We start from the raw sequence: 20927 nt of genomic DNA, 5'->3' as shown, positions 1-20927 counted from the left end.
ACTCTATGCCGCGTGGGATCGCGCTCTCTCACTGTTTCCCTGGGCGGGACGACGCCGGGCTCAGAGCAGCACGGTCCCCTCGATGCACGTCACGGCGTCGCCGCCGACCCACACCGTCTGCGAGTCGTCGCGCGTCACGTGGACGCGCCCGGCCCGCCCGAGCGCCGTCCCCTGGCTCGCGACGTACGCCTGCGGGAGCAGCCCGTCGGGCATGAGCCACTGCCCGACGACCGCGTTGAGGCTTCCCGTGACCGGGTCCTCGGGGATGCCCATGTCGAGCGCGTAGCCGCGCACCTCGACCGCCGCGCCGTCTGGTCCGTCGTAGCGCCCGTCGCCGAGCGCGGCGTACGGCCCGACGACGCCGATCGCCAGGTCGCCCAGCCCCGTGAAGTCGGGGTCGAGGGTGAGGACCTTCTCGGCCGAGCCGAGCAGGAGCACGCGCCACCCGGGCCCGTTGTCGAGGAACCGGTGGTCGACGACGTCGCGCGCCTCGAGACCGAGCGCGCGCGTGATCGCAGCGAGGGTCGAGAGGTCGACGGGCTCGTCCGTGAGGAGGCCGGGCGCCGCGAAGGCGAGCCGACCACCCGGGGCGGCTCCGCCGTCGGGCGGGGCGGACGACGCATCGCGGCGCAGCGGCACCAGGCCGATCCCGCACTCCTGGACCACGACCCCCGGCTCGCGCGGCGTCCCGCCCGCTGCGAGCCACGCGTGGCACGAGCCGAGCGTCGGGTGCCCCGCGAACGGGAGCTCGCCCGCGGGCGTGAAGATGCGCAGGCGGTAGTCGGCTCCCGCGGCCGCGCCCTCGGCGGACGGGGGGAGCAGGAACGTGGTCTCGGAGAGGTTGGTCCAGCGGGCGAACGCGGCCATCTGGTCGTCCTCCAGCCCGACGGCGTCACGCACCACCGCGACCGGGTTGCCCCGGTAGGGGGTCGTCGTGAAGACGTCGACCTGCGAGAACGGGCGGTTCCGGGGCGGAAGGGTCATGCGTCCGACGCTACCGCCCGGCCCGCGTCGGCGCGCCGGGTCGGCAACCGCCGACCCGGCGCGGGTGTCGTGTGCCTCAGCGCACGACGTCCTGACCGGCGTACGCGATCTCGGCGACGTCGACGACGCCCTCGCGGGCGTACGGGCCCACGACCCGACCGGTGAACGACTCGCAGAAGTCCGAGGAGAGGAACGCGCCGTCGACCCCGCCGACCTCGACCCACCCGCCGTCCTCCCAGACCTCGCCGCGCAGGCGGTCGCACGAGGCGCCCAGCACGGCCTTGCCGACGAGCGGCGGGTCCGCGACGATGCGCAGGCGCGCCGGCTCGTCGGGGCTGGTGCGCTCACGGCTCCAGGACTGGGCGAGGCCGCGGGCCGTCATCGTCAGGGTCACGACGTCGGTCGTCGCCTCGAGGTCGAGGTGCGAGCTCTCGTCGTAGCGCATCGACAGGCCGCCCGCGCCCTCGGAGACGTCGACGGTCGTGGTCACGGTGCAGGCCTCGGTGACCTGCCTGATCCCCAGGAAGGTCGGGTGGGTCGCCTCCATGCCCTCGCCCGTGCCGCGCAGCCGGGCCCACCCCGGGCGGGCCTCCAGGTCGGCGACGTCCCGGGGGAAGGCGCGCACGGCGACGACCTCGCCGTCGAACCCGTCGAGCGACGACGGCGCGTCGGACGGGAAGGTGACCGTGTGCTCGACCGGCTCGTGCCGTTCGTCGAGCACCACGGGCTCGGCGTGCGGCCACCCCTCGTCGTCCCAGGTCACGGGGGTGATGAAGGTCTCGCGGCCCATGGGGGCGAACGCTCGCGTCATGGAGCGCGGGCGCGTGCCCAGCAGCATCATGGCCCACGAACCGTCGGGAAGCTGGACCAGGTCGCCGTGGCCCGTGTTCTGCACGGGGCGGTCGGAACCGCGCGCCGTGACGAGCGGGTTGTGCGGGCACCCCTCGAACGGCCCCTCGGGCGACGGGCCGCGCGCGATCGTCACGGCGTGCCCGCGCTCGGTGCCGCCCTCGGCGATCATGAGGTACCAGTGGTCGCCCACCTGGTAGAGGTGCGGCGCCTCGGGGAACATGCCGCCCGTGCCCGACCACAGCGGGCGCGGCTCGCTCAGCGCGGCCCCTGTCTCGGTGTCGAGCCGGACCTGGGTGATGCCGAGGTGGACCGCCGTGCCGTCCTCCTCGAACCCGAGGCCCGACATGGTGATGTAGCACGTGCCCTCGTCGTCCCAGGCGATGTCGGGGTCGATGCCGAACACGTCCATGACGACCCCGTCGGACCACGGGCCGGCCGGGTCGTCGGCCGTGAAGAGGACGTTGCCCCGCCCCGTGCCCATCATGTCCGGCACGACCAGGTAGAACTTGCCGTCGTGGTGCCGGATCGTGGGGGCCCAGGTGCCTCCGCCGGTCGGCACGCCGGTCGTGCCGAGCTGACCGTCGCGCACCGCGACGTGGGTCAGGAGCTCGACGTGCTCGAGGTCGGTCGACCGGAAGATCGGGATGCCCGGGAGGTACTCGAACGTGGACGTCGCGATGAAGTACTCGTCGCCCACGCGGCACACGCTGGGGTCGGGGTGGAAGCCAGGGATCAGGGGATTGCGCACGGAGCGGTCCTTCGGTGGTGGGGAGCAGGCGCAGGCGTGAGCCCGACCGTCGTCGGCGACGTGCCACGGTCGACCTCGACCTGAATTCCTACCGAGTGGTTACTCGGTAGCGTACCCCGAAAGCCTACCGACCGGTAACGCTTGGTGTGCGGCTCCTCAGCGGTAGTCGTCCCACACGGGCGAGGGGAACAGGACCTGCTCGAACCGGGCCCACTGGTCCTCGAGCTCGACCGGCGGGTCGCGGAAGAGCCGGACCTGGACCCCGTCCATGGCCTCGATGCACATCTCGACCAGGCCGCGCTGGTCCTCCCAGGGCCCGACCTCGGGGGGCAGGCGCCAGGTGGTCTGCGAGTAGAGCCACCACACGCCGTCGGGGCGCTGCGAGAAGTACTCGTGGGCCGGGTGCTCGGGCGAGGCGGCCTCGGCGCCGAGCACCATGTAGAGGCGGATGAGCTCGGGGGTGCGCGCGTTGTTCCGCACCAGGTAGCGCAGGTACGCGGGGAGCGAGACGCCGTCGGGGTGGGTCGCGGCGGGGTCTCCCGTCGCGATGAAGTCGTCGGGGTCGAAGCGGCGGTCGTACCGCTGCTCGACGAGCAGCTGGAGCAGCCCCTCCTTGTTGCGCACGTAGTGCAGCAGGCCGGGCTGGGAGAGCCCGACGGCGTCGCACACGTCCTGGAGCGACAGACCGTAGAAGCCCTTCTCGGCGACGATCCGCGCGGCGGCCTCGAGGATCTGCGCACGCCTCTCGTCAGGGGTCAGGCGGACGCGGCGGCGAGGGGTCTCCTGCGTGGTGCTGGGCATTCCCTGACGCTAGCGCACCCGCAGGTCAGGGCCGAGGGCAGGGGGCCGCGGAGGTGGGCCCTGCGGCGCCCGGCCGTCTGTGGAGAGCCGGGTGACGGCGGGTGTCTCGCGATGTGGAGCCGGCCGTTCCGCGGGGCACCTCGGGGCGCTCGGGGAGTTGACAGCCTCGCCGGGGGAGTCCTACGTTCCCTTCTATCTAGTAGGTACTCGGTAAGGCTCTTCCGTACCGGGTATCGACGGCTCGGCGTGGAGTTGTCCGACCCCGCGCCAACGGCAGAACGAGCTGCCTCGACCAAAGAAGGTTGACATGGATGCACACCCCGTCGTCACGGTGGACGACCCCTCGGCGCAGAGCATGACCGAGGATCTTGCTCCCGACACCGGGCGCCCCCTGACGCGCGGCCGCGTCCTCCGGTTCGGCGCCGGCTTCCTGGCGTTCGGCCTCCTGTGGATCGTGGGCCTCCAGATCGTCGCGGCCGTCCTCCTGCCCCAGCGTCTGCGGGACATCGGCGTCGAGTCGCCCGAGACCCTCCTCGGGTCGATCAGCGCGATCACGGCGATCGTCTCGCTCGTGTCGAACCTCGTGTTCGGCAACCTCTCGGACCGCACGCGCAGCCGGTTCGGCCGCCGCGCCCCCTGGATCCTCGGCGGCGCCGTCCTGGGCGGCGTCTCGCTGACCCTGGTCGGCTTCCTGCCCAGCGCAGGGCTCATCACGCTGGCCTACTGCCTGAGCATGGTCGGCCTCAACATGATGCTCGCCCCCGCGGTCGCGGTGCTCGCAGACCGCGTGCCCAAGAGCCTGCGCGGCACCATGTCCGCGTTCTACGGCGGTGGCCTCGCGGCCGGTGCCCCGCTCGGCTCGCTCGTCGGCGCGCTGTTCATCACCAACGCCGTGCCCGGGTTCGTGCTCGGTGGCGCCTTCATGATCGGCGGCGCGGTCGTCGCGCTCGTCGTCTGGCCGCGCGAGCGCTCGGCACAGGACCTGCCCCCCGCGGCCGGCGGGCTCAAGGAGCTGCTGCTCTCGTTCCGTCCGCCGCGCAAGGCCCCGGACTTCTATCTCGCGTTCGCGGGGCGCCTGTTCATGCTGGTCAGCTACCAGATGATCATGGCCTACCAGCTCTACATCGTGCAGGACCACGTGGGTCAGACCGTCGCGGAGTCGGCCGTCACGATCGCCACGATGTCCGGCATCCTGCTCGTCGTCTCGCTGCTCGGCGCCGTGGTCGCAGGGCCGATCTCGGACCGGATCGGGCGCCGCAAGCTGCCCGTCGTGGTCTCGAGCGTGCTCTTCGCGGTGGGTATCGCGATGCCGTGGATCTGGCCCTCGCCCATGGGCATGTTCCTGTTCGCGGGCATCGCCGGGTTCGGCTACGGCGTCTACACCTCGGTGGACCAGGCCCTCAACGTCGACGTCCTCCCGAACGACGAGGAGGCCGGCAAGGACCTCGGCATCCTCAACCTCTCGACGACGGCCGGGCAGACCGTCGGCCCGCTCGTCACCTCGGCGCTCGTGGTCGCGACCGGTAGCTACTCGCTCGTCTTCCCGGTCTCGATCGTCGCGGCCCTGCTCGGCGCGTTCTTCATCACGCGCATCAAGAGCGTGCGCTGAGCCTGCCCGCTCCCGCCACGCCCTACCGCCACACCACTGCCGCACCACTGCCGCACCACTGCCGCACCACTGCTCTGCCCGCTCGGGCCCGCTGGGCCCGCCCCGCCCGATCCCTGAGGAGAACGACGTGACCACCTGGGTGACCTCGACCGACGACGCACGCTGGCAGGACGGAGGTGAGCCCACCCCCGGAGCGACGGCCGACCGCGGACTGACCCTGACGGGTGCGCGCGGCCGACCGATCCGCGGGTTCGGCGGCACGTTCAACGAGCTCGGGTACCGCGCGATCTCCTCGCTCTCGGAGGCGGACCAGGAGCAGGTCTACCGCGAGCTCTTCCACCCCGACGAGCTCAACCTGCGGGTCAACCGGTCGGCGATCGGGGCCAACGACTTCGCGTCGTCCTGGTACAGCTACGACGAGGTGCCCGGCGACCTCGCGCTCGAGCACTTCAGCGTCGAGCGCGACGAGGAGGCGGTCATCCCCTACATCCGCCAGGCGCAGCGCTACCAGGACGACATGGTGCTGCACTGCTCGCCGTGGAGCCCGCCCACGTGGATGAAGAACCCGCCCGCGTACAACTTCGGCACGCTCGTCATGACGCCCGAGAACCTCGACGCGTACGCACGCTACTTCGTGCGGTTCGTGGAGGAGTACGCGGCGCGGGGGATCCGCGTGGACCAGGTCCACATCCAGAACGAGGTCTTCGCGGACCAGAAGTTCCCGTCGTGCGTGTGGAGCTCGGAGCAGCTGCGCACGTTCGTGCGCGACCACCTGGGCCCGGTCGTCGAGGCGTCGGGGCTCGACGTCGACATCTACCTGGGCACGCTCAACGGCCCCGAGGACATGGCGTTCACGGCCGCCGGGCAGAAGCTCACGAACTACGCGCGCTTCGTCGACAACATCCTGTTCGACGACGAGGCCCGCCGTCATCTCGCGGGCGTCGGCTACCAGTGGGCCGGGCAGCACGCGATCGCCCGCACGCACGAGGCGTGGCCCGAGCTCGACATCATGCAGACCGAGTCCGAGTGCGGGTTCGGCGACAACGCGTGGCAGGACGCCGAGTACGTCTTCCACCTGGTGCGCCACTACCTGCAGCACGGCGCGACGGGATACACGTACTGGAACATGGCGCTCGAGCCCGGCGGGCTGAGCACGTGGGGCTGGCCGCAGAACTCGCTCGTGACGGTCGACCCGGCCGCGCGCACGTTCACCCGGAACCCGGAGTACTACGTGCTCAAGCACTACAGCGCGGGCGTGCGCCCCGGCGCCGTCCGGCTGGGCACCACGGGTCGGTTCGCGGCCCAGGGGTCGGCCTACGAGAACCCGGACGGCTCGGTGGCCGTGGTCGTGCAGAACGCGCTCGACCGCGCCGAGCAGTTCTCGTTCACCGACCCCGAGGACGGGTCGCGGTCGTTCACCGCGACGCTCGCGCCGCGCTCGCTCAACACGTTCGTCGTCCCGGCCTGACGGGCCACCCTCCGCCCTCCGTCCCCGCCGGGGCGGAGGGCGGAGCCGTGCCCGGCGCCGCGCGCCCCTGCGCAACGGTGCACCTGACCGTGCGTCGGGAACCCGCGGGGGGCCGGACATCCGCGGAAACCGGGCACGGCCGCGGAGCACGACGGCCGGTCGCCCCTCCCGCAGGAGGGGCGACCGGCCTTCGCCGTCGGGCGTCGTGCGCGGCGGGGTCAGCCCTCGAGGACCACCAGGTCCCACGGCCCGACGGCGAGCACGTCGCCCTCGGTGACCCGGGCGCCGTCGAGCACCGAGGTCGCGGTGACCGGGGACGGGACCTCGACCGTGCTCGCCGAGTAGTTGAGCAGGTACGTCAGCTCCCGGCCACGGCTGTTGGTGCCTCGACGGACCGTGACGCGACCCGCGAGGTCCTGGGGCCACGACCACAGGTCGGCGTCGCGCAGCAGGGCGCCGAGCACGTCGCGCAGGACCTCGGGCTCGGTCATGGTGCCGAGGTACGTCGCGGTGCCCCCACCGAAGCGGTGGCGCGTGATCGCGGCGTACTCGCCCCAGGCGGGGTGGTCGTAGGTCGCGAGGACCTCGGCCCCCTCGGGCCGCAGGAGCTCGAGCAGCGTCCGGGCCTCGGGCGTGCCGTCGACCGCGTCGGCGAGCCGGCCTGCGGGGGCGAGGCGGGCGCCGTCGGGCGTCGTGAACTGGTTGTAGGTCATGCCGAACACGTCCGTGAGCCCGTGGGGCGCGCGGTCGTGCCAGACCTTGACGTGCTCGTCGGCGACTGCGGTGCGGAACGTCGAGACCAGGTGGCCGCCCTGCTCGACGTACGCGCGCAGCGTCGCGAGGGTCGACTCGGGGGTCGTGTACAGGGCGGGTGTCACGACCATCGCGTACTGGGAGAGGTCCTCGACGTGCGGCGGGACGAAGTCCACCTCGACGTTCAGGTCGAACAGGGCGTCGTAGACCCAGCGCAGCACGTCGTTGTAGCCGATCGACGAGCCGAAGACCCCGTCGATGAACCCCGTCTCGAGCGTGAACCAGCGCAGCGCGGTGAGGGCCTCGTTGCTGACCATGATCGCGACACGGTTCGTCTTGCGCAGGTGCAGCAGCGACTGGCCGTGCTCGGCCCACTCGCGCCCGACGACCCCCGACTCCTCGTACGTGGGGTTGGGCTCGAGGTCGTGCGAGAGCAGGCCCTTCCAGTACGTCTCGAACGAGTTGTGGATCGAGTGCCAGTGCCAGTACATGACGCCGAACGCGCCGGACGCGAGGTGGCTGTAGGCCTGGAGGCGGAGCTGGCCCGGGTAGGGCAGCCAGCCCATCTGGCCCTGCGCCTGGGTCTCGAGGACGAGGTAGCTCGCACCGTCCTTGATCGAGCGGGTCATGTCGCCGCCGAACGCGATCTCCTTGCCCGTGAGGCGCGACTGCGTGGGGTGGTAGATGTCGACCCCGGCCACGTCGACCGTCCGCGCCGCGCTGAAGTGGTCGACCGCGGGCTGCAGGCCGTAGGACCAGCCGGGCGACCAGTCGAAGTCGAAGTTCTGCGTGAGGAACTGGTCGTCGCGCGCGTACTCGCGCACGATCTGGGCCTGCCAGCCCAGGTACTCGTCGACCAGCCCGCGGCGGTAGCGGTCGAACGCTGCGCCGAGCGAGCCGTTGACCGTGCCGCGCACGTCGGGGAAGTCCTCCCACGCGTCGACGCGGTTGGACCAGTAGTCGAGCCCGTACGCCTCGTTGAGCGCGCCGAGGTCGTCGTCGAACAGCGTGCGCAGGTGCTTGACGAACGAGCGCTGCACCGCGGGCGACGCGGTGTCGTAGAACTTGGTCTCGTTGTCGAGCTGGAAGCCGACGACCGCGGGGTGCTGCGCCGTGTGGTCCACGAGCGCACGGATGATGCGCTCGGCGTGCAGCCGGAACGCGGGGTGCGTGATGTCCATGATCTGGCGCGCGCCGTAGCGCCCGCGGCCCGTGCTCGTCTCGGCGAGCACCTCGGGGTAGGACGCGACGAGCCACGCGGGCACGGCGTAGGTCGGGGTGCCGACGATCACGTCGAGCCCGGCGCGGGCCGCGGCGTCGAGAGCGCGGTCGACGTGCGAGAAGTCCAGGACCCCGGGCTGGGGCTCGAGCGTGCTCCACGTCGACTCCGCGATGCGGATCACGGTGTGCCCGGCCTCGGTCATCATCGTCGTGTCCGTGGCGATGCGGTCGTACGGCAGGTACTCGTCGTAGTAGGCCGTGCCGTAGAAGATCTTGTCCATCTCTCACCCTTCGTCGCGTGGCCGGTGCCCCACGTCGTCGGGGGCCGTGGCACCACGACCGACACTACCGAGTATCTACTCGGTAGTGAAACCGTGGGGTGACCGCGGGCGAGAGCGTCCCACCGTGCGGCAGGTCAGGCGTGCGGCGGCTGGATGAGGTCCCACGCCGTGCCGTACAGGTCCTCGAAGATCGCGACCGTCCCGTAGGCCTCGTGGCGGGGCTCCTCGCGGAAGCGCACCCCGTGCGCGAGCATGCGCGCGTGCTGGGCCGCGAAGTCGTCGGTCTGGAGGAAGAAGGCGACCTCGTCGCCCGCCTGCCGCCCCACGCGGGCGCGCGCGTCGTCGGACGTCGCGAGGGCAAGGACCAGGCCCGTGCCCTCGCCGTCCGCGTCGGTCCCGGCACCCGGGCCGACGACGACGCGGCGCCACCCGCCCTCGAAGGTCTCGTCCTGGCGCAGCGTGAAGCCGAGCGCGTCCGTGAAGAAGGCGATGGCGTCGTCGAGGTCGTGGACGAGGTACGTGGCGTTCTCGAGGCGGAGCATGACGGGAGCCTAGCCGCGACAGGTGTCCCGGGTGTGGCGACCGCGGGGCGGTGCCGGACGCCCGGCACCGGCCCGCGAAACATGACCGCGCGCGGTCAGACCTCGCGCAGGACCTCGCGCGTGAACTTCACGGACCGCTCGCGCAGGCCCGCGATGCGTCGCTCGACGAGCCCGGCCGGGTCCTGCCCGGCCTCGACGATGGTCGGCTTGCGGCGCACGTTCCTGGAGCAGCCGAACTCCGTGCAGATCAGGGTGCCGATCGTGTCGCCGTTGCGACCGGCCGTGCCGGCGCGGCGCACGACGTACAGCGACACGTCGTCGGTCGCGATGACGTCCTCGCACCACGCGCACACCGCGCGGCGACGCGACGCCGTGCCCTCGGGGGCGCGCAGCGCGAGACCCACCAGGGCGTCGTCGACGGTCAGGACGACGTAGGCGCGCAGCGGCGCCTTGCGGTCGACCCATCCGAGGTAGTCGAGGCGGTCCCAGCGCAGGTCCGCCAGGTCGGAGGGGAGCGTGAGCTGGGACGCCTCACGGCGCGAGGCGTTCACGAAGGACGCGCGGATCTGCTTCTCGGTCAGGGGGTTCATGGTTCTACCACTCTCGTACGGAGGGGCCGTCGTGAGCGCGGCGCGCTGCTCGGCCGACGAGGGTCGGCAGGTGCGTGCGTCGAGCGACGGCAGGAGGGGGCCGGTCCGTCCGGCGACACGAAGTCACCGGGGGACGGGACGTCCGCCGAGGTACGCCGATCGGCCGACGTGACCGTGCGGTCCGTCGGGGGTGGCGCCGTGGGGCGTCAGGCGTGCTGGGCGGGCGTCCGGCCCGCGCCCGAGCAGGCCAGGACGGCCGCCCCGCTTCCTCGCTGCATCGTGATGCGCTCCAAGATCAGGTGGCCGTGGGCTCGTCCCACGGCACAGCTCTCCGTCGATGGTACGCCCGACGGCGGAGCAGCCCCAGGGGATATCGGTCACCCTCCGTCGTGGTCGCGCCGGGCGACCGCGGGCGGCGGGCGGGCGGGGGCACCCTCGGAGCGCTCGCCGGCCCGCCCCGACGTACGGTGGCGAGATGACGGACGCCCCGACGGGGAGCGCGAGCGCCCCGCAGCTCGTGCGCCACGCGCTGACCGACGTGTGGCGTACCGTCCGCCGGGCCGACCTCGCGATCGCCTACTGCTCCGTGGTCCTCGTGGTCGCGGCCGTGCTGTGGTTCCTCCCCGAGGGGACCCGCGACCAGGTCCTGGAGGACACGAGCACCAACCTTGCGAACCTCCGCGACCGCCCCTTCTCGGTGCTCCTCGCGAGCGCGTTCGTCATCTCGAGCGCGGGCGAGGTGCTCCTGGTGGTCCAGCTCCTCGTGGTGCTGGCCTACGCACAGCGCTTCGTCGGTCGGCTCGGGGCGCTCGCGGTCGGGTTCATGGGGCACGTCGGGGCGACGGTCTTCACGGCCATGGTCCTGACGACAGGGATCTTCCACGGGTTCGTCAACCCGGGCGTCGCGAGGGTCGACGACGTCGGGGTCAGCTACGTCATGGCGACCGTGATGGGGTTCCTCACCGTGGTGGTGCCGCGTCGGTGGCGCTGGTGGTGGATCGCGTTCGTCGTCGTGTACTGGGTCGGCCCCGGGTTCCTGGCGCGGAGCTTCACGGCGGTGGGGCACACGACCGCGCTGGTCATCGGGCTCACCGTCGCGTTCGTCGCGGGGCGGACGCGGCAGGCGGCCGGGTGGGCGGGCGACATCCCAGGACGGTGACCCTGCTCGGGGGATCTGGCGTCGGGTGGCCCGGCCGGGTGGGGTGGCCCGGCCGGGCGGGTGGCTGCGGGCCGCCCGCCCGCTCCCGGACCTGGTGGGCCGGGCGGGGGCCGCGGCCCGGGGCCACCGGGCATCTCTGCCGTGTGGACCCGGACCCCGGCGTCGAGCGGGCTCGGCCGTCGTGCGAGGCGCCCTGCGACCTTCGTCGCGGAGCCGGCGGCTAGCGGCCGATCGTTCCGTCGGACGCGGCGACGGGCACGCGGGGCCTCGACATCGCGACGGCCGTCACGACCGCTCCGACCAGGGCGAGGGCTCCCGCCCCGACGAACGCCGCGGAGTACCCCTGGGTCAGGTCGACCCGTGAGGGGTCGGTACCGGAGACGACGTGGACGACGGCCGTGAGCGCCGCGAGCCCGAGGGCGGAACCGATCTGATAGCTCGTGCTCACGAGGCCCGACGCGACGCCCGTCTCGGCCGCGGGTGCGGCGTTGATGGCGGTGCCGAGCGAGGGGACGAACGCGAGGGACATGCCGAGCGCTGCCAGGAGCGACGCGGGCAGGACGTCGACCACGTAGCTGCCGTCAGGACGGACGAACGAGAGCCACACGAGTCCGGCCGCCAGCAGGAGGAGGCCCGTCACGACGAGCGACCGCGCGCCGAACCTCTGCTGGAGCCGCGGAGCCCAGGCCAGCATGACCAGCACGACGAGACCGGTCATCGGGAGGAGCGCAGCGCCCGCCGCGAAGGAGCTCGCACCGAGGACCTGCTGCAGGTAGAGGTTCAGGAAGAACCACATCGAGACCCACGCGGCCCCCAGCAGGAGCTGCGCCCCGTTCGCCGCGCCGAGCTGGGGAGCGCGGAGCAGCCCGAGGCGGAGCAGCGGGTTGCGGCTTCGTGCCTGGATGACGAAGAAGATGCCGAGCAGGCCGATGCCTCCGGCCAGCACGCCGAGGGTGGGTGCGGTGAGCCAGCCGACCTCCGGGGCGTTGACCACGGCGTAGACGACAGCAGCGAGCCCGGCCGTCACGGTGAGCGCCCCGGCGACGTCGATCGAGCCCGAGGGCTTCCGGGGGGTGCGCGGGAGCGTCGTCGCGGTGAACGCGAGCACGAGGACCGCGATCGGCACGGTCACGTAGAAGACCCAGGGCCAGCTCGCGTACTCGGTGAGGACCCCTCCGAGGAAGACCCCGGCGCTGCCTCCGACCGGAGCCGCTGCGCCGTAGACCGCAAAGGCCTTGGGGAGGTCACGGCTCCCGCCGAAGAGCATCATCAGCAGGGTCAGTGCGGCGGGCGCGATCATCGCGGAACCGGCGCCCTGGATCGCGCGGCCCGTGATCTCGAGCCCGATGCTGCTCGCGGCTCCCGCCAGGATCGATCCGACGATCAGCACGACCCAGCCCAGCGCGAAGATCTTCCGGGCACCGAACACGTCGGCGAGGCGGCCGCCCAGCAGGAGCAGGCCGCCGAACGCGACCACGTAGGCGTTGAACACCCACGACAAGGACTCCGGCGTGAACCCGAGATCTCTCTGGATGTCCGGCAGCGCGACGCCGATGATCGACGTGTCCATGATGACGACGAACTGCGCCGTGGCGATCAACGCCAGGCCGAGCCACCGCTTCGTCGGCGACAGGGGTGGATGGGTAGACATGAGCTCTCCTCCTGAGGAACGGCCGGCGGGCCCGGCGTCGCAGAACCTATACCCATAGGGGGTATGGGTGTCAAGGATGGGCGAACACGCTGATGAGCGGCTTCCGGCTCGACCTGGAACTACCCCATAGGGGTATCTGACCGTCCAGTCCTCGCTGATCGCTCGAGGCGCTTCCCTGTCGCGAGCCCCGGGGGAGGGTCGTGCTTGCGCTATACCCCCAAGGGGTATACATTCACGGTCCAGAGGTACCCGGTGGGGGTATCGATTCACGAGAGGGAGGCTCCGCGATGGCCACGAACGAGTACCAGGTGTCGGGCATGACGTGCGGCCACTGCGAGCTGTCGATCCGCGAGGAGGTCGGACAGGTCGCCGGGGTCGAGGACATCCAGGTGAGCGCGCAGACGGGTCGGCTCGTCGTGACGGGACCCCAGCCCGTCGACGACGCGCAGGTCCTGGCCGCGGTCGAGGAGGCCGGCTACTCGGCCGTGCGATCGGCATGAGGACCGGTGTGCGACTGACCCTCTACGGGCTCGGGCTCGTCGTGGCCTTCGGCAGCGCGTTCGGCGTCGCCGGCGCCGTCGTGCCGGAGAGTGCCGTGGCCGGCTGGAACGGGGGGACCGAGACGGGCGGGCACGGCGACGTCTCGCACCCGCAGGGCCCCTGACCCAAAGGGCCCGACCCATTCCCACCAGTCGAGAGAAGGAGCTGCACATGAGCACAACAGCGCCCGCGGGCGTGACCACAGGGGTCGAGCTGGAGATCGGTGGGATGACCTGCGCGTCCTGCGCGATGCGGATCGAGAAGAAGCTGAACACGCTCGACGGGGTGGTCGCGACCGTGAACTACGCGACCGAGAAGGCCAGGGTCACGGTCCCGGACGGGTACGACCCGGCGGTGCTGATCGCCGAGGTCGAGAAGACCGGGTACACCGCCGCCCTGCCCGCGCCCCGAGGCGGGCGCAAGGACGGAGGACCCGCAGGAGGAGGTGAGGAGGACGACCCCGAGCTGACCTCGCTGCGCCACCGTCTGATCGGAGCGGTCGTGCTGACCGTGCCGGTCATCGCGATGGCCATGGTCCCGGCCTGGCAGTTCACGTACTGGCAGTGGGCGTCGCTCGCGCTCGCCTCGCCCGTGATCGTGTGGGCGGCCTGGCCGTTCCACAAGGCGGCGTGGGTGAACCTCAAGCACGGCGCCGCGACGATGGACACCCTGATCTCGATGGGCACCTCCGCGGCGTTCCTGTGGTCGCTGTACGCGCTGTTCTTCGGCACCGCGGGCACCCCGGGCATGACGCACCCGTTCGAGCTCTCGCTGGCACCGTCCGACGGTGCGGCGAACATCTACCTCGAGGTGGGGGCCGGGGTCACGATGTTCATCCTCGCCGGCCGGTACTTCGAGAAGCGCTCCAAGAAGCAGGCCGGCGCGGCTCTGCGCGCACTGCTCGAGCTCGGCGCGAAGGAGGTCTCGGTCCTGCGCGGAGAGGTCGAGACCAAGATCCCCGTCGAGGACCTGCAGGTCGGCGACGAGTTCGTCGTCCGCCCGGGCGAGAAGATCGCCACGGACGGCGTCGTGGTGACCGGCACGTCCGCCGTGGACGAGTCCATGCTCACCGGGGAGTCGGTACCGGTCGAGGTCTCCGCGGGAGACACCGTCACCGGCGCCACGACGAACGCGGGCGGTCGGCTCGTGGTCCGTGCGACCCGGATCGGGTCGGACACGCAGCTCGCGCAGATGGCCCGGCTCGTCGAGGACGCCCAGACCGGCAAGGCCGAGGTGCAGCGTCTGGCCGACAGGATCTCCGGCGTGTTCGTCCCGGTCGTGATCGTGGTCGCGGCCCTCACGCTGGGGGGCTGGCTGGGCGCCGGGTTCCCCGTGACCGCGGCGTTCACCGCGGCGGTCGCGGTCCTCGTGATCGCGTGCCCCTGCGCCCTGGGGCTCGCCACACCGACCGCTCTCCTGGTCGGCACCGGCCGCGGCGCGCAGATGGGCATCCTCATCAAGGGCCCGGAGGTGCTCGAGTCCACCCGCACGATCGACACCGTCGTACTGGACAAGACGGGCACGGTCACGACCGGCAGGATGACGCTCGTCGACGTGCTCGTCGAGCCCGGGGTCGATCGTGCCGAGCTGCTCCGGCTCGCCGGCGCGCTCGAGGACGCGTCCGAGCACCCGATCGCTCAGGCGGTCGCCAAGGGCGCCACGCAGGAGGTCGGTGCCCTGCCGACACCCGAGGACTTCGCGAACGTCGAGGGCAAGGGCGTGCAGGGCGTCGTCGACGGCCATGCCGTCCTGGTGGGCCGCGAGTCGCTGCTCGCCGAGTGGTCGCAGGAGCTGAGCCACGGTCTGGCCGCCACCAAGGCCCGCGCCGAGGGCGAGGGCAAGACGGTCGTCGCGGTGGGGTGGGACGGTCGGGCGCGAGGCATCCTCGTCGTGGCCGACACGGTCCGGCCGACGAGCGCCGAGGCGATCGCGCAGCTCAAGGGCATCGGGCTGACCCCCGTGCTGCTCACCGGCGACAACGAGGCCGTCGCCCGGCGGATCGCCGCGGAGGTAGGTATCGACGAGGTCATCGCCGAGGTCCTCCCGAAGGACAAGGTCGACGTGGTGACCCGCCTCCAGCGCGAGGGGAAGACCGTCGCGATGATCGGTGACGGCGTCAACGACGCCCCCGCCCTCGCCCAGGCCGACCTCGGGCTCGCCATGGGCACGGGTGCCGACGTCGCGATCGAGGCGTCCGACATCACGCTCGTGCGCGGCGACCTGCGGAGCGCGGTCGACGCGATCCGCCTGTCCCGCAAGACGCTCGGGACGATCAAGACCAACCTCTTCTGGGCCTTCGCCTACAACGTCGCGGCCATCCCCGTCGCGGCGCTCGGCATGCTCAACCCCATGCTCGCAGGGGCGGCGATGGCGTTGTCGAGCGTCTTCGTCGTCGGCAACAGCCTGCGCCTGCGCGGGTTCCGGAGCGTCGCCAGACCGTGACGCCCCGACCCTCACACCCACTGGAACCACGAAGGGAATCACCCACGATGACGAACGAACCCCCGGCGCCCACGAGCTGTTGCAGCACCGGCACGGCCGACCCGGACGTGGCGGGCACAGGCTCCGAGACCGTTCCCGGAGCGGCGAGCGACGACATGACGACCTGCCCGGTCATGGTCGGGAGCGCGGTCAGCAAGAAGGCTGCCGAAGCGGCGGGCCTGTATCGCGACCACGAGGGCGAGCGGTACTACTTCTGCTGCGCCGGGTGCGGGCCTGCGTTCGACGCGGACCCCGCCCGGTACGCCGCGGGCGTGGCGTAGCGGCGGACGCACGAAGGGCCCGCCTCCTCAGGACGAGGAAGCGGGCCCTTCGCTCTGCCACCGCGGCCGGACGGGGCGCGACGAGCGCGCGGTGACGGCCTGGGGGAGCGGGTCGGTCAGGCGGTACGACCGTTGCGCCCGCGCACCGCGCCGTAGATGCCCAGCACGATGACCGAGCCGACGATCGCGAGCAGCCACGTCTGGATCGAGAAGAACTCCTCGAGGGGCGCCGAGAACAGGACGCTCCCGAGCCAGCCGCCGAGCAGCGCACCGACGATGCCGAGGAGGATCGTCATGAGGATCGACCCGGTCTGCTTGCCCGGGAGGATGGCGCGAGCGATGAGTCCGGCGAGCAGTCCCAGAACGATGAATGCGATGAAGCCCATGTCATTCTCCTTTTGTCCCGAATGTGCCTTATTGGCCGGTAAGCACCTACCTTGACAGCGTTCCGCGCGGCTCGCACGTCGAATGGCGCAGATCGTCGGACACGTCACGTTCCGGGTGATTCGGGTTGCGACGAGCAGTCGGCGGTGGCACCGCGCGTCCCCGTGCGCGCGGACTGCACACCGGTGGGCGACCCGTCGGGCGCGCGCCGCGCCCCGGTCGTACCGTGGGGGAATGACCGAGGACCGAGGGATCCGGCAGTACATCGGCGACCTGGTGGCGGAGGAGCGGCGCCTGCGCGACGAGCTCGCCGGTGGGGAGATCACCGCGTCGGAGGAGCACGTGCGGCTCCGCGCGATCGAGACCGAGCTCGACCAGTGCTGGGACCTGCTGAGACAGCGCGACGCCGCGAGGGAGTTCGGGAGTGACCCGGATGCCGCGTCGATCCGGGATGCCGGTACGGTGGAGCACTACCTGGACTGACGGCCGGACGCCTCGCGTGCGTGACGTCGTCGGGCAGACGCCCCCCGCTCGCGCGGGGGAACCCCGCGAGACCCCACCGAACGACACGACCAGTACGGAGCGAAGAGCATGAGCAGCCAGACGACGCAGCGCAACGAGGCCACCGAGCGAGCCGGGGCCGTCGCCCGCTTCCTCGTGGCGTTCATCCTGTTCGTGGGCGGGATGGTCGCCTTCGGGTGGGCCTTCACGGTCGAGTCGGGCCACGCCTGGATCTTCTCCGCGGGCCTCGCGCTGGTCACGCTCGGCTGCTTCATCCCGATGGCCGGCCGGGACCGCTGACGCCGGACGGCACGCACGACGAGGGGCCCAGCACCGCACGGTGCTGGGCCCCTCGTCCGTCCCGGCGGCTTCCGTCCGCCGCGCGGCCGGGGCCGCGGGCGGTGTCGCTGTGGGGCGGTGTCCATGTGAGGCGGTGCCGATCTCAGGCAGTGCCTACCTTCGTGGCCACGCTCTCCTCGGGCAGGCTCGAGCCCGCGAAGACCTCCCCGGGTGTCCCGAGCGTCAGCCGAGCTGGGCGCGCACCGCGTTCGTCGCCGAGACGAGGTTCTCGAGGGAGGCCACGGTCTCCTCGTAGCGACGCGTCTTCAGACCGCAGTCGGGGTTGACCCACACGAGGCGCGAGTCGATCGACTTCACCGCGAGCTCGAGGAGGTCGGTGACCTCCTCGGTCGAGGGGACGCGCGGCGAGTGGATGTCGTAGACACCCGGGCCGATCCCGCGGGCGTAGCCGGCCTCGGCCAGCTCGGGCACGATCTCCATGCGCGAGCGCGCGGCCTCGACCGACGTCACGTCGGCGTCGAGCCCGTCGATCGCCCCGATGACCTCGCCGAACTCCGAGTAGCACAGGTGCGTGTGGATCTGCGTCTCGGCCTCGACGCCCGCGGTCGCGAGGCGGAACGAGCTCACCGACCAGTCGAGGTACGCGGCCTGGTCGTCCTTGCGCAGCGGGAGGAGCTCGCGCAGCGCGGGCTCGTCGACCTGGATGATGCCGATGCCGGCCGCCTCGAGGTCCGCGATCTCGTCGCGCAGCGCCAGGCCCACCTGGTTGGCCGTGTCGCCGAGCGGCTGGTCGTCGCGCACGAACGACCACGCGAGGATCGTGACCGGACCGGTCAGCATGCCCTTGACCGGCTTCTCGGTGAGCGAGGCCGTGAACGTCGACCAGTCGACCGTGATGGGGGCGGGACGCGTGACGTCGCCCCACAGGATCGGCGGGCGCACGCAGCGCGAGCCGTAGGACTGGACCCAGCCGTTCGCGGTGACGGCGAACCCGTCGAGGTTCTCCGCGAAGTACTGGACCATGTCGTTGCGCTCGGGCTCGCCGTGCACCAGGACGTCCAGGCCGATCTGCTCCTGGAGCTCGACCACGCGGCGGATCTCGTCCTGCATCGCGGTCGTGTAGTCGACGTCGGACAGCTCGCCCTTGACGTTGAGCGCGCGCGCCCGGCGGATCTCCGGGGTCTGCGGGAACGACCCGATGGTCGTGGTCGGCAGCAGCGGGAGGTTCAGCTTGGCCTGCTGGGCAGCCGCGCGCTCGGCGTAGTCGCCGCGCGAGAAGTCGCCCTCGGTCAGGGCTGCGGCGCGCTCGCGCACCGCAGGCACGACGACGCCGCTCGCCACCGCGCGCGAGGCCACCGCGGCGCGGGACGCCTCGATCTGCTCGGCGACCGCGTCACGCCCCTCGGTCAGTGCCCGGGCGAGGATCGCGATCTCGCCGACCTTCTGGTCGGCGAACGCGAGCCAGTCACGCAGGCGGGCGTCGATCGAGCCGTTCGTCCAGTCCTCGGCTTCGACGTCGTGCGGGACGTGCAGGAGGGAGGTCGAGCTGCCGACCGACACGGCGCCGGCACCCAGCCCGCGCACCGCGTCGAGGACGTCGAGCTTCGCGGTGAGGTCGGCGCGCCAGATGTTGTGGCCGTCGATCACGCCCGCGACGACGGTCTTGTCCGCGAGGCCCGCGACGGGGCCCGCCGGGACGGCGCCCTTGACGAGGTCGAGCGAGATCGCCTCGACGTCGGACGCGGCCAGGAGAGCGAGGCCGTCGAGGCCGTCCTGCCCGGAGCCGACGAGCCCGCCGAACGGTGCCCCCACGAGGATCGCGGGACGCTCGGTACCCACCGCGAGCTCGGTCGCGAGCACCCGGTACGCCTCGGTGATCGCGGCGTGGACCTCGGCGGCCGGCACGTCGATCGAGTCGGACACGAGCGCGGGCTCGTCGAGCTGCACCCACGGTGCACCGGCCGCGGCCAGGGCGCGCAGCAGCTCGACGTACACGGGCAGGACGTCCGCGAGGCGCGAGAGCGGGCTGAAGCCGGGCGCGCTGTCGTCGGCGGCCTTGGACAGCGCGAGGAACGTGACGGGCCCGACGACGACGGGACGGGTCACGACGCCCGCGGCCTTGGCCTCGACGAACTGGCGCACGATGCGGTCGTCCGCGAAGCGGAACGGCGTGGACTCGCTGATCTCGGGGACCAGGTAGTGGTAGTTCGTGTCGAACCACTTGGTCATCTCGAGCGGAGCGTCCTCGCCCGCGCCGCGCGCGACCGTGAAGTAGCCCGCGAGGTCCAGCGCGCCCTTCTCGTCGGTGAGCGACGCGAAGCGCGACGGGACCGCCCCGAGGAGAGCGACGACGTCGAGCACCTGGTCGTAGTAGGAGAACGAGCCGGGCACGGCGCCCGACGAGGCGTCGAGGCCCAGGTCGACGAGACGCTGGGCGGCCGCGACGCGCAGCGCCGAGGCCGTGGCCTCGAGCTCGTCGGCCGTGGTCCTGCCGGCCCAGAAGGACTCGACGGCCTTCTTGAGCTCGCGGCGCGGGCCGATGCGGGGGTAGCCGAGGACGGAACCGGAGGGGAACGTGGGTGCACTCATGGTGAATACCTCTGAACTGGTCAGACCGATGCGCTGCCCAGGGCAGGCTCGGAGGAGGGAAGGGGAGTGCCGGAGACCCACGGCCCGCTGGCCAGGTCGGGGGTGCGGGACGAGACGCCGCTGGCGTCCCCCGCTGCCCCACCGCCGAGGTCGACTCCCTCGAGCAGGTCTAGAGCGGCTTGGTGCTTGTTGAAGGTGTAGATGTGGAGGCCGGGCGCGCCGGCCGCGAGGACCTGGCGAGCGAGCTCGACCGAGTGCCGGATGCCCAGCGCGTGGCGCGCGGCCGGGTCCGGTTCCGCCTCGAGGGCCTCGACGACGCGACGCGGCGCGGGGACCCCCGTGAGCTCCTCGACGCGTGCGAGGCGGGCCGGGTCCGTCATGGGCAGGAGGCCCGCGAGGATCGGGATGGTCACGCCGGCGGCGCGCGCCTCGGCGACGAAGTCGATGTAGGACGACGCTTCGTAGAAGAGCTGCGTGATCGCGAAGTCCGCTCCGGCCTGCTGCTTCTGCCAGAGGCGGCGCACCTCCTGGGTGCGGCTCGTGCCCGCGGCGAGGTTGCCGTCGGGGAACGTCGCGACCGCGATGGTCAGGGGGCGGGCCGCGCCGCGCAGCGCGACGCTCGGGCTCGCGGCGCAGCGCGCGGCCTCGACCTCGCGCAGCAGGGCCACGAGCTCGGTGCTCGACCGCACGCCGTCCTCGGCGGGGCGCCAGTCGGGCTGGTCGCGCGGCGGGTCCCCGCGCAGGGCGAGGAAGCTGCGCACTCCCGCGTCGAGGAAGTCCGTGATGACGTCCTCGACGTCCTCGCGCGAGGCACCCACGCAGGTCAGGTGCGCGATGGGCAGCACGGGCGTGCCGTGCAGGAGCTGGCTGATGACGCGGCGCGAGGTCTCGCGGTCCGTGCCGGCCGCGCCGTAGGTGACCGACACGAAGTCGGGCGAGGTCGCGACGAGCCGGCGCGCGGTCTCCCAGAACTTGGGCGCGGCGTCGGGGCGGCGCGGGGGCATGAGCTCGAACGACACCGTGGGTCGCGGTGCCTCGTGCCCGAAGTGCCCCAGGTCGACGATGCTCATCGGGCGACCGCCGGGAGGGCGAGGGGCGCGCCGGCGGTGACCACGGTGGCCGTGCGCGGGGCGCGGTGGACGGTGCACAGGACCCCGCGGTGCGGGGTTGCGCGGAAAGATGCCTCGGTCAT

The 20927-nt window shown here is 72.2% G+C and carries 20 protein-coding genes; 9 read left to right on the top strand and 11 right to left on the bottom strand.

Annotated features, from left to right (window positions below; all coding sequences use genetic code 11):
- Positions 1-60: 60 nt before the first annotated feature.
- The 3 genes from ASE15_RS17935 to ASE15_RS17925 all read right to left on the bottom strand — a co-directional run bounded on the left by ASE15_RS17935 (position 61) and on the right by ASE15_RS17925 (position 3385).
- Complete coding sequence (locus ASE15_RS17935; protein WP_056764841.1) at positions 61-984, bottom strand: PhzF family phenazine biosynthesis protein; 924 nt, start codon at positions 982-984, stop codon at positions 61-63.
- A 76-nt stretch (positions 985-1060) separates the two neighbouring features.
- Positions 1061-2584, bottom strand: a complete 1524-nt coding sequence (locus ASE15_RS17930; RefSeq protein ID WP_056764839.1) for a glycoside hydrolase family 43 protein — start codon at positions 2582-2584, stop codon at positions 1061-1063.
- Between the two features lie 156 nt (positions 2585-2740).
- Complete coding sequence (locus tag ASE15_RS17925; RefSeq protein ID WP_056648294.1) at positions 2741-3385, bottom strand: TetR/AcrR family transcriptional regulator; 645 nt, start codon at positions 3383-3385, stop codon at positions 2741-2743.
- A 307-nt stretch (positions 3386-3692) separates the two neighbouring features.
- Between ASE15_RS17925 and ASE15_RS17920 the strand changes: the two genes are divergently transcribed.
- The gene (locus ASE15_RS17920) at positions 3693-4994 is read left to right on the top strand and encodes an MFS transporter (protein ID WP_200955915.1); all 1302 of its coding nucleotides are present in this window, start codon (positions 3693-3695) and stop codon (positions 4992-4994) included.
- 127 nt (positions 4995-5121) lie between these two features.
- Positions 5122-6462, top strand: coding sequence for a glycoside hydrolase family 30 beta sandwich domain-containing protein (locus ASE15_RS17915; protein WP_056764836.1), 1341 nt, complete (start codon positions 5122-5124; stop codon positions 6460-6462).
- A 218-nt stretch (positions 6463-6680) separates the two neighbouring features.
- On the opposite strand, the gene ASE15_RS17910 is transcribed toward ASE15_RS17915, so the two are convergent.
- The 3 genes from ASE15_RS17910 to ASE15_RS17900 form a co-directional block, all read right to left on the bottom strand.
- On the bottom strand, positions 6681-8717 hold the full coding sequence (locus ASE15_RS17910; RefSeq protein ID WP_056648299.1) for a beta-galactosidase: 2037 nt from the start codon (positions 8715-8717) through the stop codon (positions 6681-6683).
- 134 nt (positions 8718-8851) lie between these two features.
- The gene (locus ASE15_RS17905) at positions 8852-9259 is read right to left on the bottom strand and encodes a VOC family protein (protein WP_056648305.1); all 408 of its coding nucleotides are present in this window, start codon (positions 9257-9259) and stop codon (positions 8852-8854) included.
- A 95-nt stretch (positions 9260-9354) separates the two neighbouring features.
- The gene (locus ASE15_RS17900) at positions 9355-9849 is read right to left on the bottom strand and encodes an FBP domain-containing protein (RefSeq protein ID WP_056648309.1); all 495 of its coding nucleotides are present in this window, start codon (positions 9847-9849) and stop codon (positions 9355-9357) included.
- 475 nt (positions 9850-10324) lie between these two features.
- On the opposite strand from ASE15_RS17900, the gene ASE15_RS17895 reads away from it, so the two are divergent.
- Positions 10325-11008 carry a rhomboid-like protein gene (locus ASE15_RS17895; RefSeq protein WP_056648312.1) on the top strand — a complete coding sequence of 228 codons (684 nt, stop codon included), beginning with the start codon at positions 10325-10327 and terminating at the stop codon, positions 11006-11008.
- Between the two features lie 220 nt (positions 11009-11228).
- Here the strand turns inward: ASE15_RS17895 and ASE15_RS17890 are convergent, their stop codons facing one another.
- Positions 11229-12659, bottom strand: coding sequence for an MFS transporter (locus ASE15_RS17890; RefSeq protein ID WP_056648316.1), 1431 nt, complete (start codon positions 12657-12659; stop codon positions 11229-11231).
- A gap of 287 nt (positions 12660-12946) precedes the next feature.
- On the opposite strand from ASE15_RS17890, the gene ASE15_RS17885 reads away from it, so the two are divergent.
- Genes ASE15_RS17885 through ASE15_RS17875 form a run of 4 tightly spaced genes read left to right on the top strand, consistent with a single transcriptional unit; the run spans position 12947 to position 15961 of the window.
- Positions 12947-13159: a heavy-metal-associated domain-containing protein gene (locus ASE15_RS17885; protein ID WP_056648319.1), complete on the top strand. Its 213-nt coding sequence runs from the start codon at positions 12947-12949 to the stop codon at positions 13157-13159.
- A gap of 8 nt (positions 13160-13167) precedes the next feature.
- On the top strand, positions 13168-13323 hold the full coding sequence (locus ASE15_RS20980) for a hypothetical protein (protein WP_157257447.1): 156 nt from the start codon (positions 13168-13170) through the stop codon (positions 13321-13323).
- 47 nt (positions 13324-13370) lie between these two features.
- Complete coding sequence (locus ASE15_RS17880) at positions 13371-15641, top strand: cation-translocating P-type ATPase (protein ID WP_056648323.1); 2271 nt, start codon at positions 13371-13373, stop codon at positions 15639-15641.
- A gap of 47 nt (positions 15642-15688) precedes the next feature.
- On the top strand, positions 15689-15961 hold the full coding sequence (locus tag ASE15_RS17875; protein WP_056648326.1) for a YHS domain-containing protein: 273 nt from the start codon (positions 15689-15691) through the stop codon (positions 15959-15961).
- A gap of 116 nt (positions 15962-16077) precedes the next feature.
- On the opposite strand, the gene ASE15_RS17870 is transcribed toward ASE15_RS17875, so the two are convergent.
- Positions 16078-16347 (bottom strand): GlsB/YeaQ/YmgE family stress response membrane protein, encoded by a 270-nt coding sequence (locus tag ASE15_RS17870; protein WP_056648328.1) that lies wholly within the window; start codon positions 16345-16347, stop codon positions 16078-16080.
- 232 nt (positions 16348-16579) lie between these two features.
- Between ASE15_RS17870 and ASE15_RS17865 the strand changes: the two genes are divergently transcribed.
- Positions 16580-16828 carry a DUF2630 family protein gene (locus ASE15_RS17865; RefSeq protein WP_056648330.1) on the top strand — a complete coding sequence of 83 codons (249 nt, stop codon included), beginning with the start codon at positions 16580-16582 and terminating at the stop codon, positions 16826-16828.
- 108 nt (positions 16829-16936) lie between these two features.
- Positions 16937-17146: a hypothetical protein gene (locus tag ASE15_RS17860; protein ID WP_056648334.1), complete on the top strand. Its 210-nt coding sequence runs from the start codon at positions 16937-16939 to the stop codon at positions 17144-17146.
- Between the two features lie 222 nt (positions 17147-17368).
- On the opposite strand, the gene metE is transcribed toward ASE15_RS17860, so the two are convergent.
- From metE to ASE15_RS21695, 3 genes are read right to left on the bottom strand one after another with little or no spacing between them, the layout of a single operon-like run.
- Positions 17369-19735 carry a 5-methyltetrahydropteroyltriglutamate--homocysteine S-methyltransferase gene (gene metE, locus ASE15_RS17855; protein ID WP_056764834.1) on the bottom strand — a complete coding sequence of 789 codons (2367 nt, stop codon included), beginning with the start codon at positions 19733-19735 and terminating at the stop codon, positions 17369-17371.
- Between the two features lie 20 nt (positions 19736-19755).
- The gene (locus tag ASE15_RS17850; RefSeq protein WP_056648341.1) at positions 19756-20805 is read right to left on the bottom strand and encodes a methylenetetrahydrofolate reductase; all 1050 of its coding nucleotides are present in this window, start codon (positions 20803-20805) and stop codon (positions 19756-19758) included.
- Positions 20802-20927, bottom strand: coding sequence for a hypothetical protein (locus ASE15_RS21695; protein ID WP_255354355.1), 126 nt, complete (start codon positions 20925-20927; stop codon positions 20802-20804). Before ASE15_RS21695 ends, ASE15_RS17850 begins: the two co-directional genes overlap by 4 nt.

Source organism: Oerskovia sp. Root22 (genome assembly GCF_001429135.1).
Classification (GTDB): domain Bacteria; phylum Actinomycetota; class Actinomycetes; order Actinomycetales; family Cellulomonadaceae; genus Oerskovia; species Oerskovia enterophila.
Note: the sequence above shows the minus strand (reverse complement) of the source record. Positions and strands in the feature narration are given on the sequence as shown.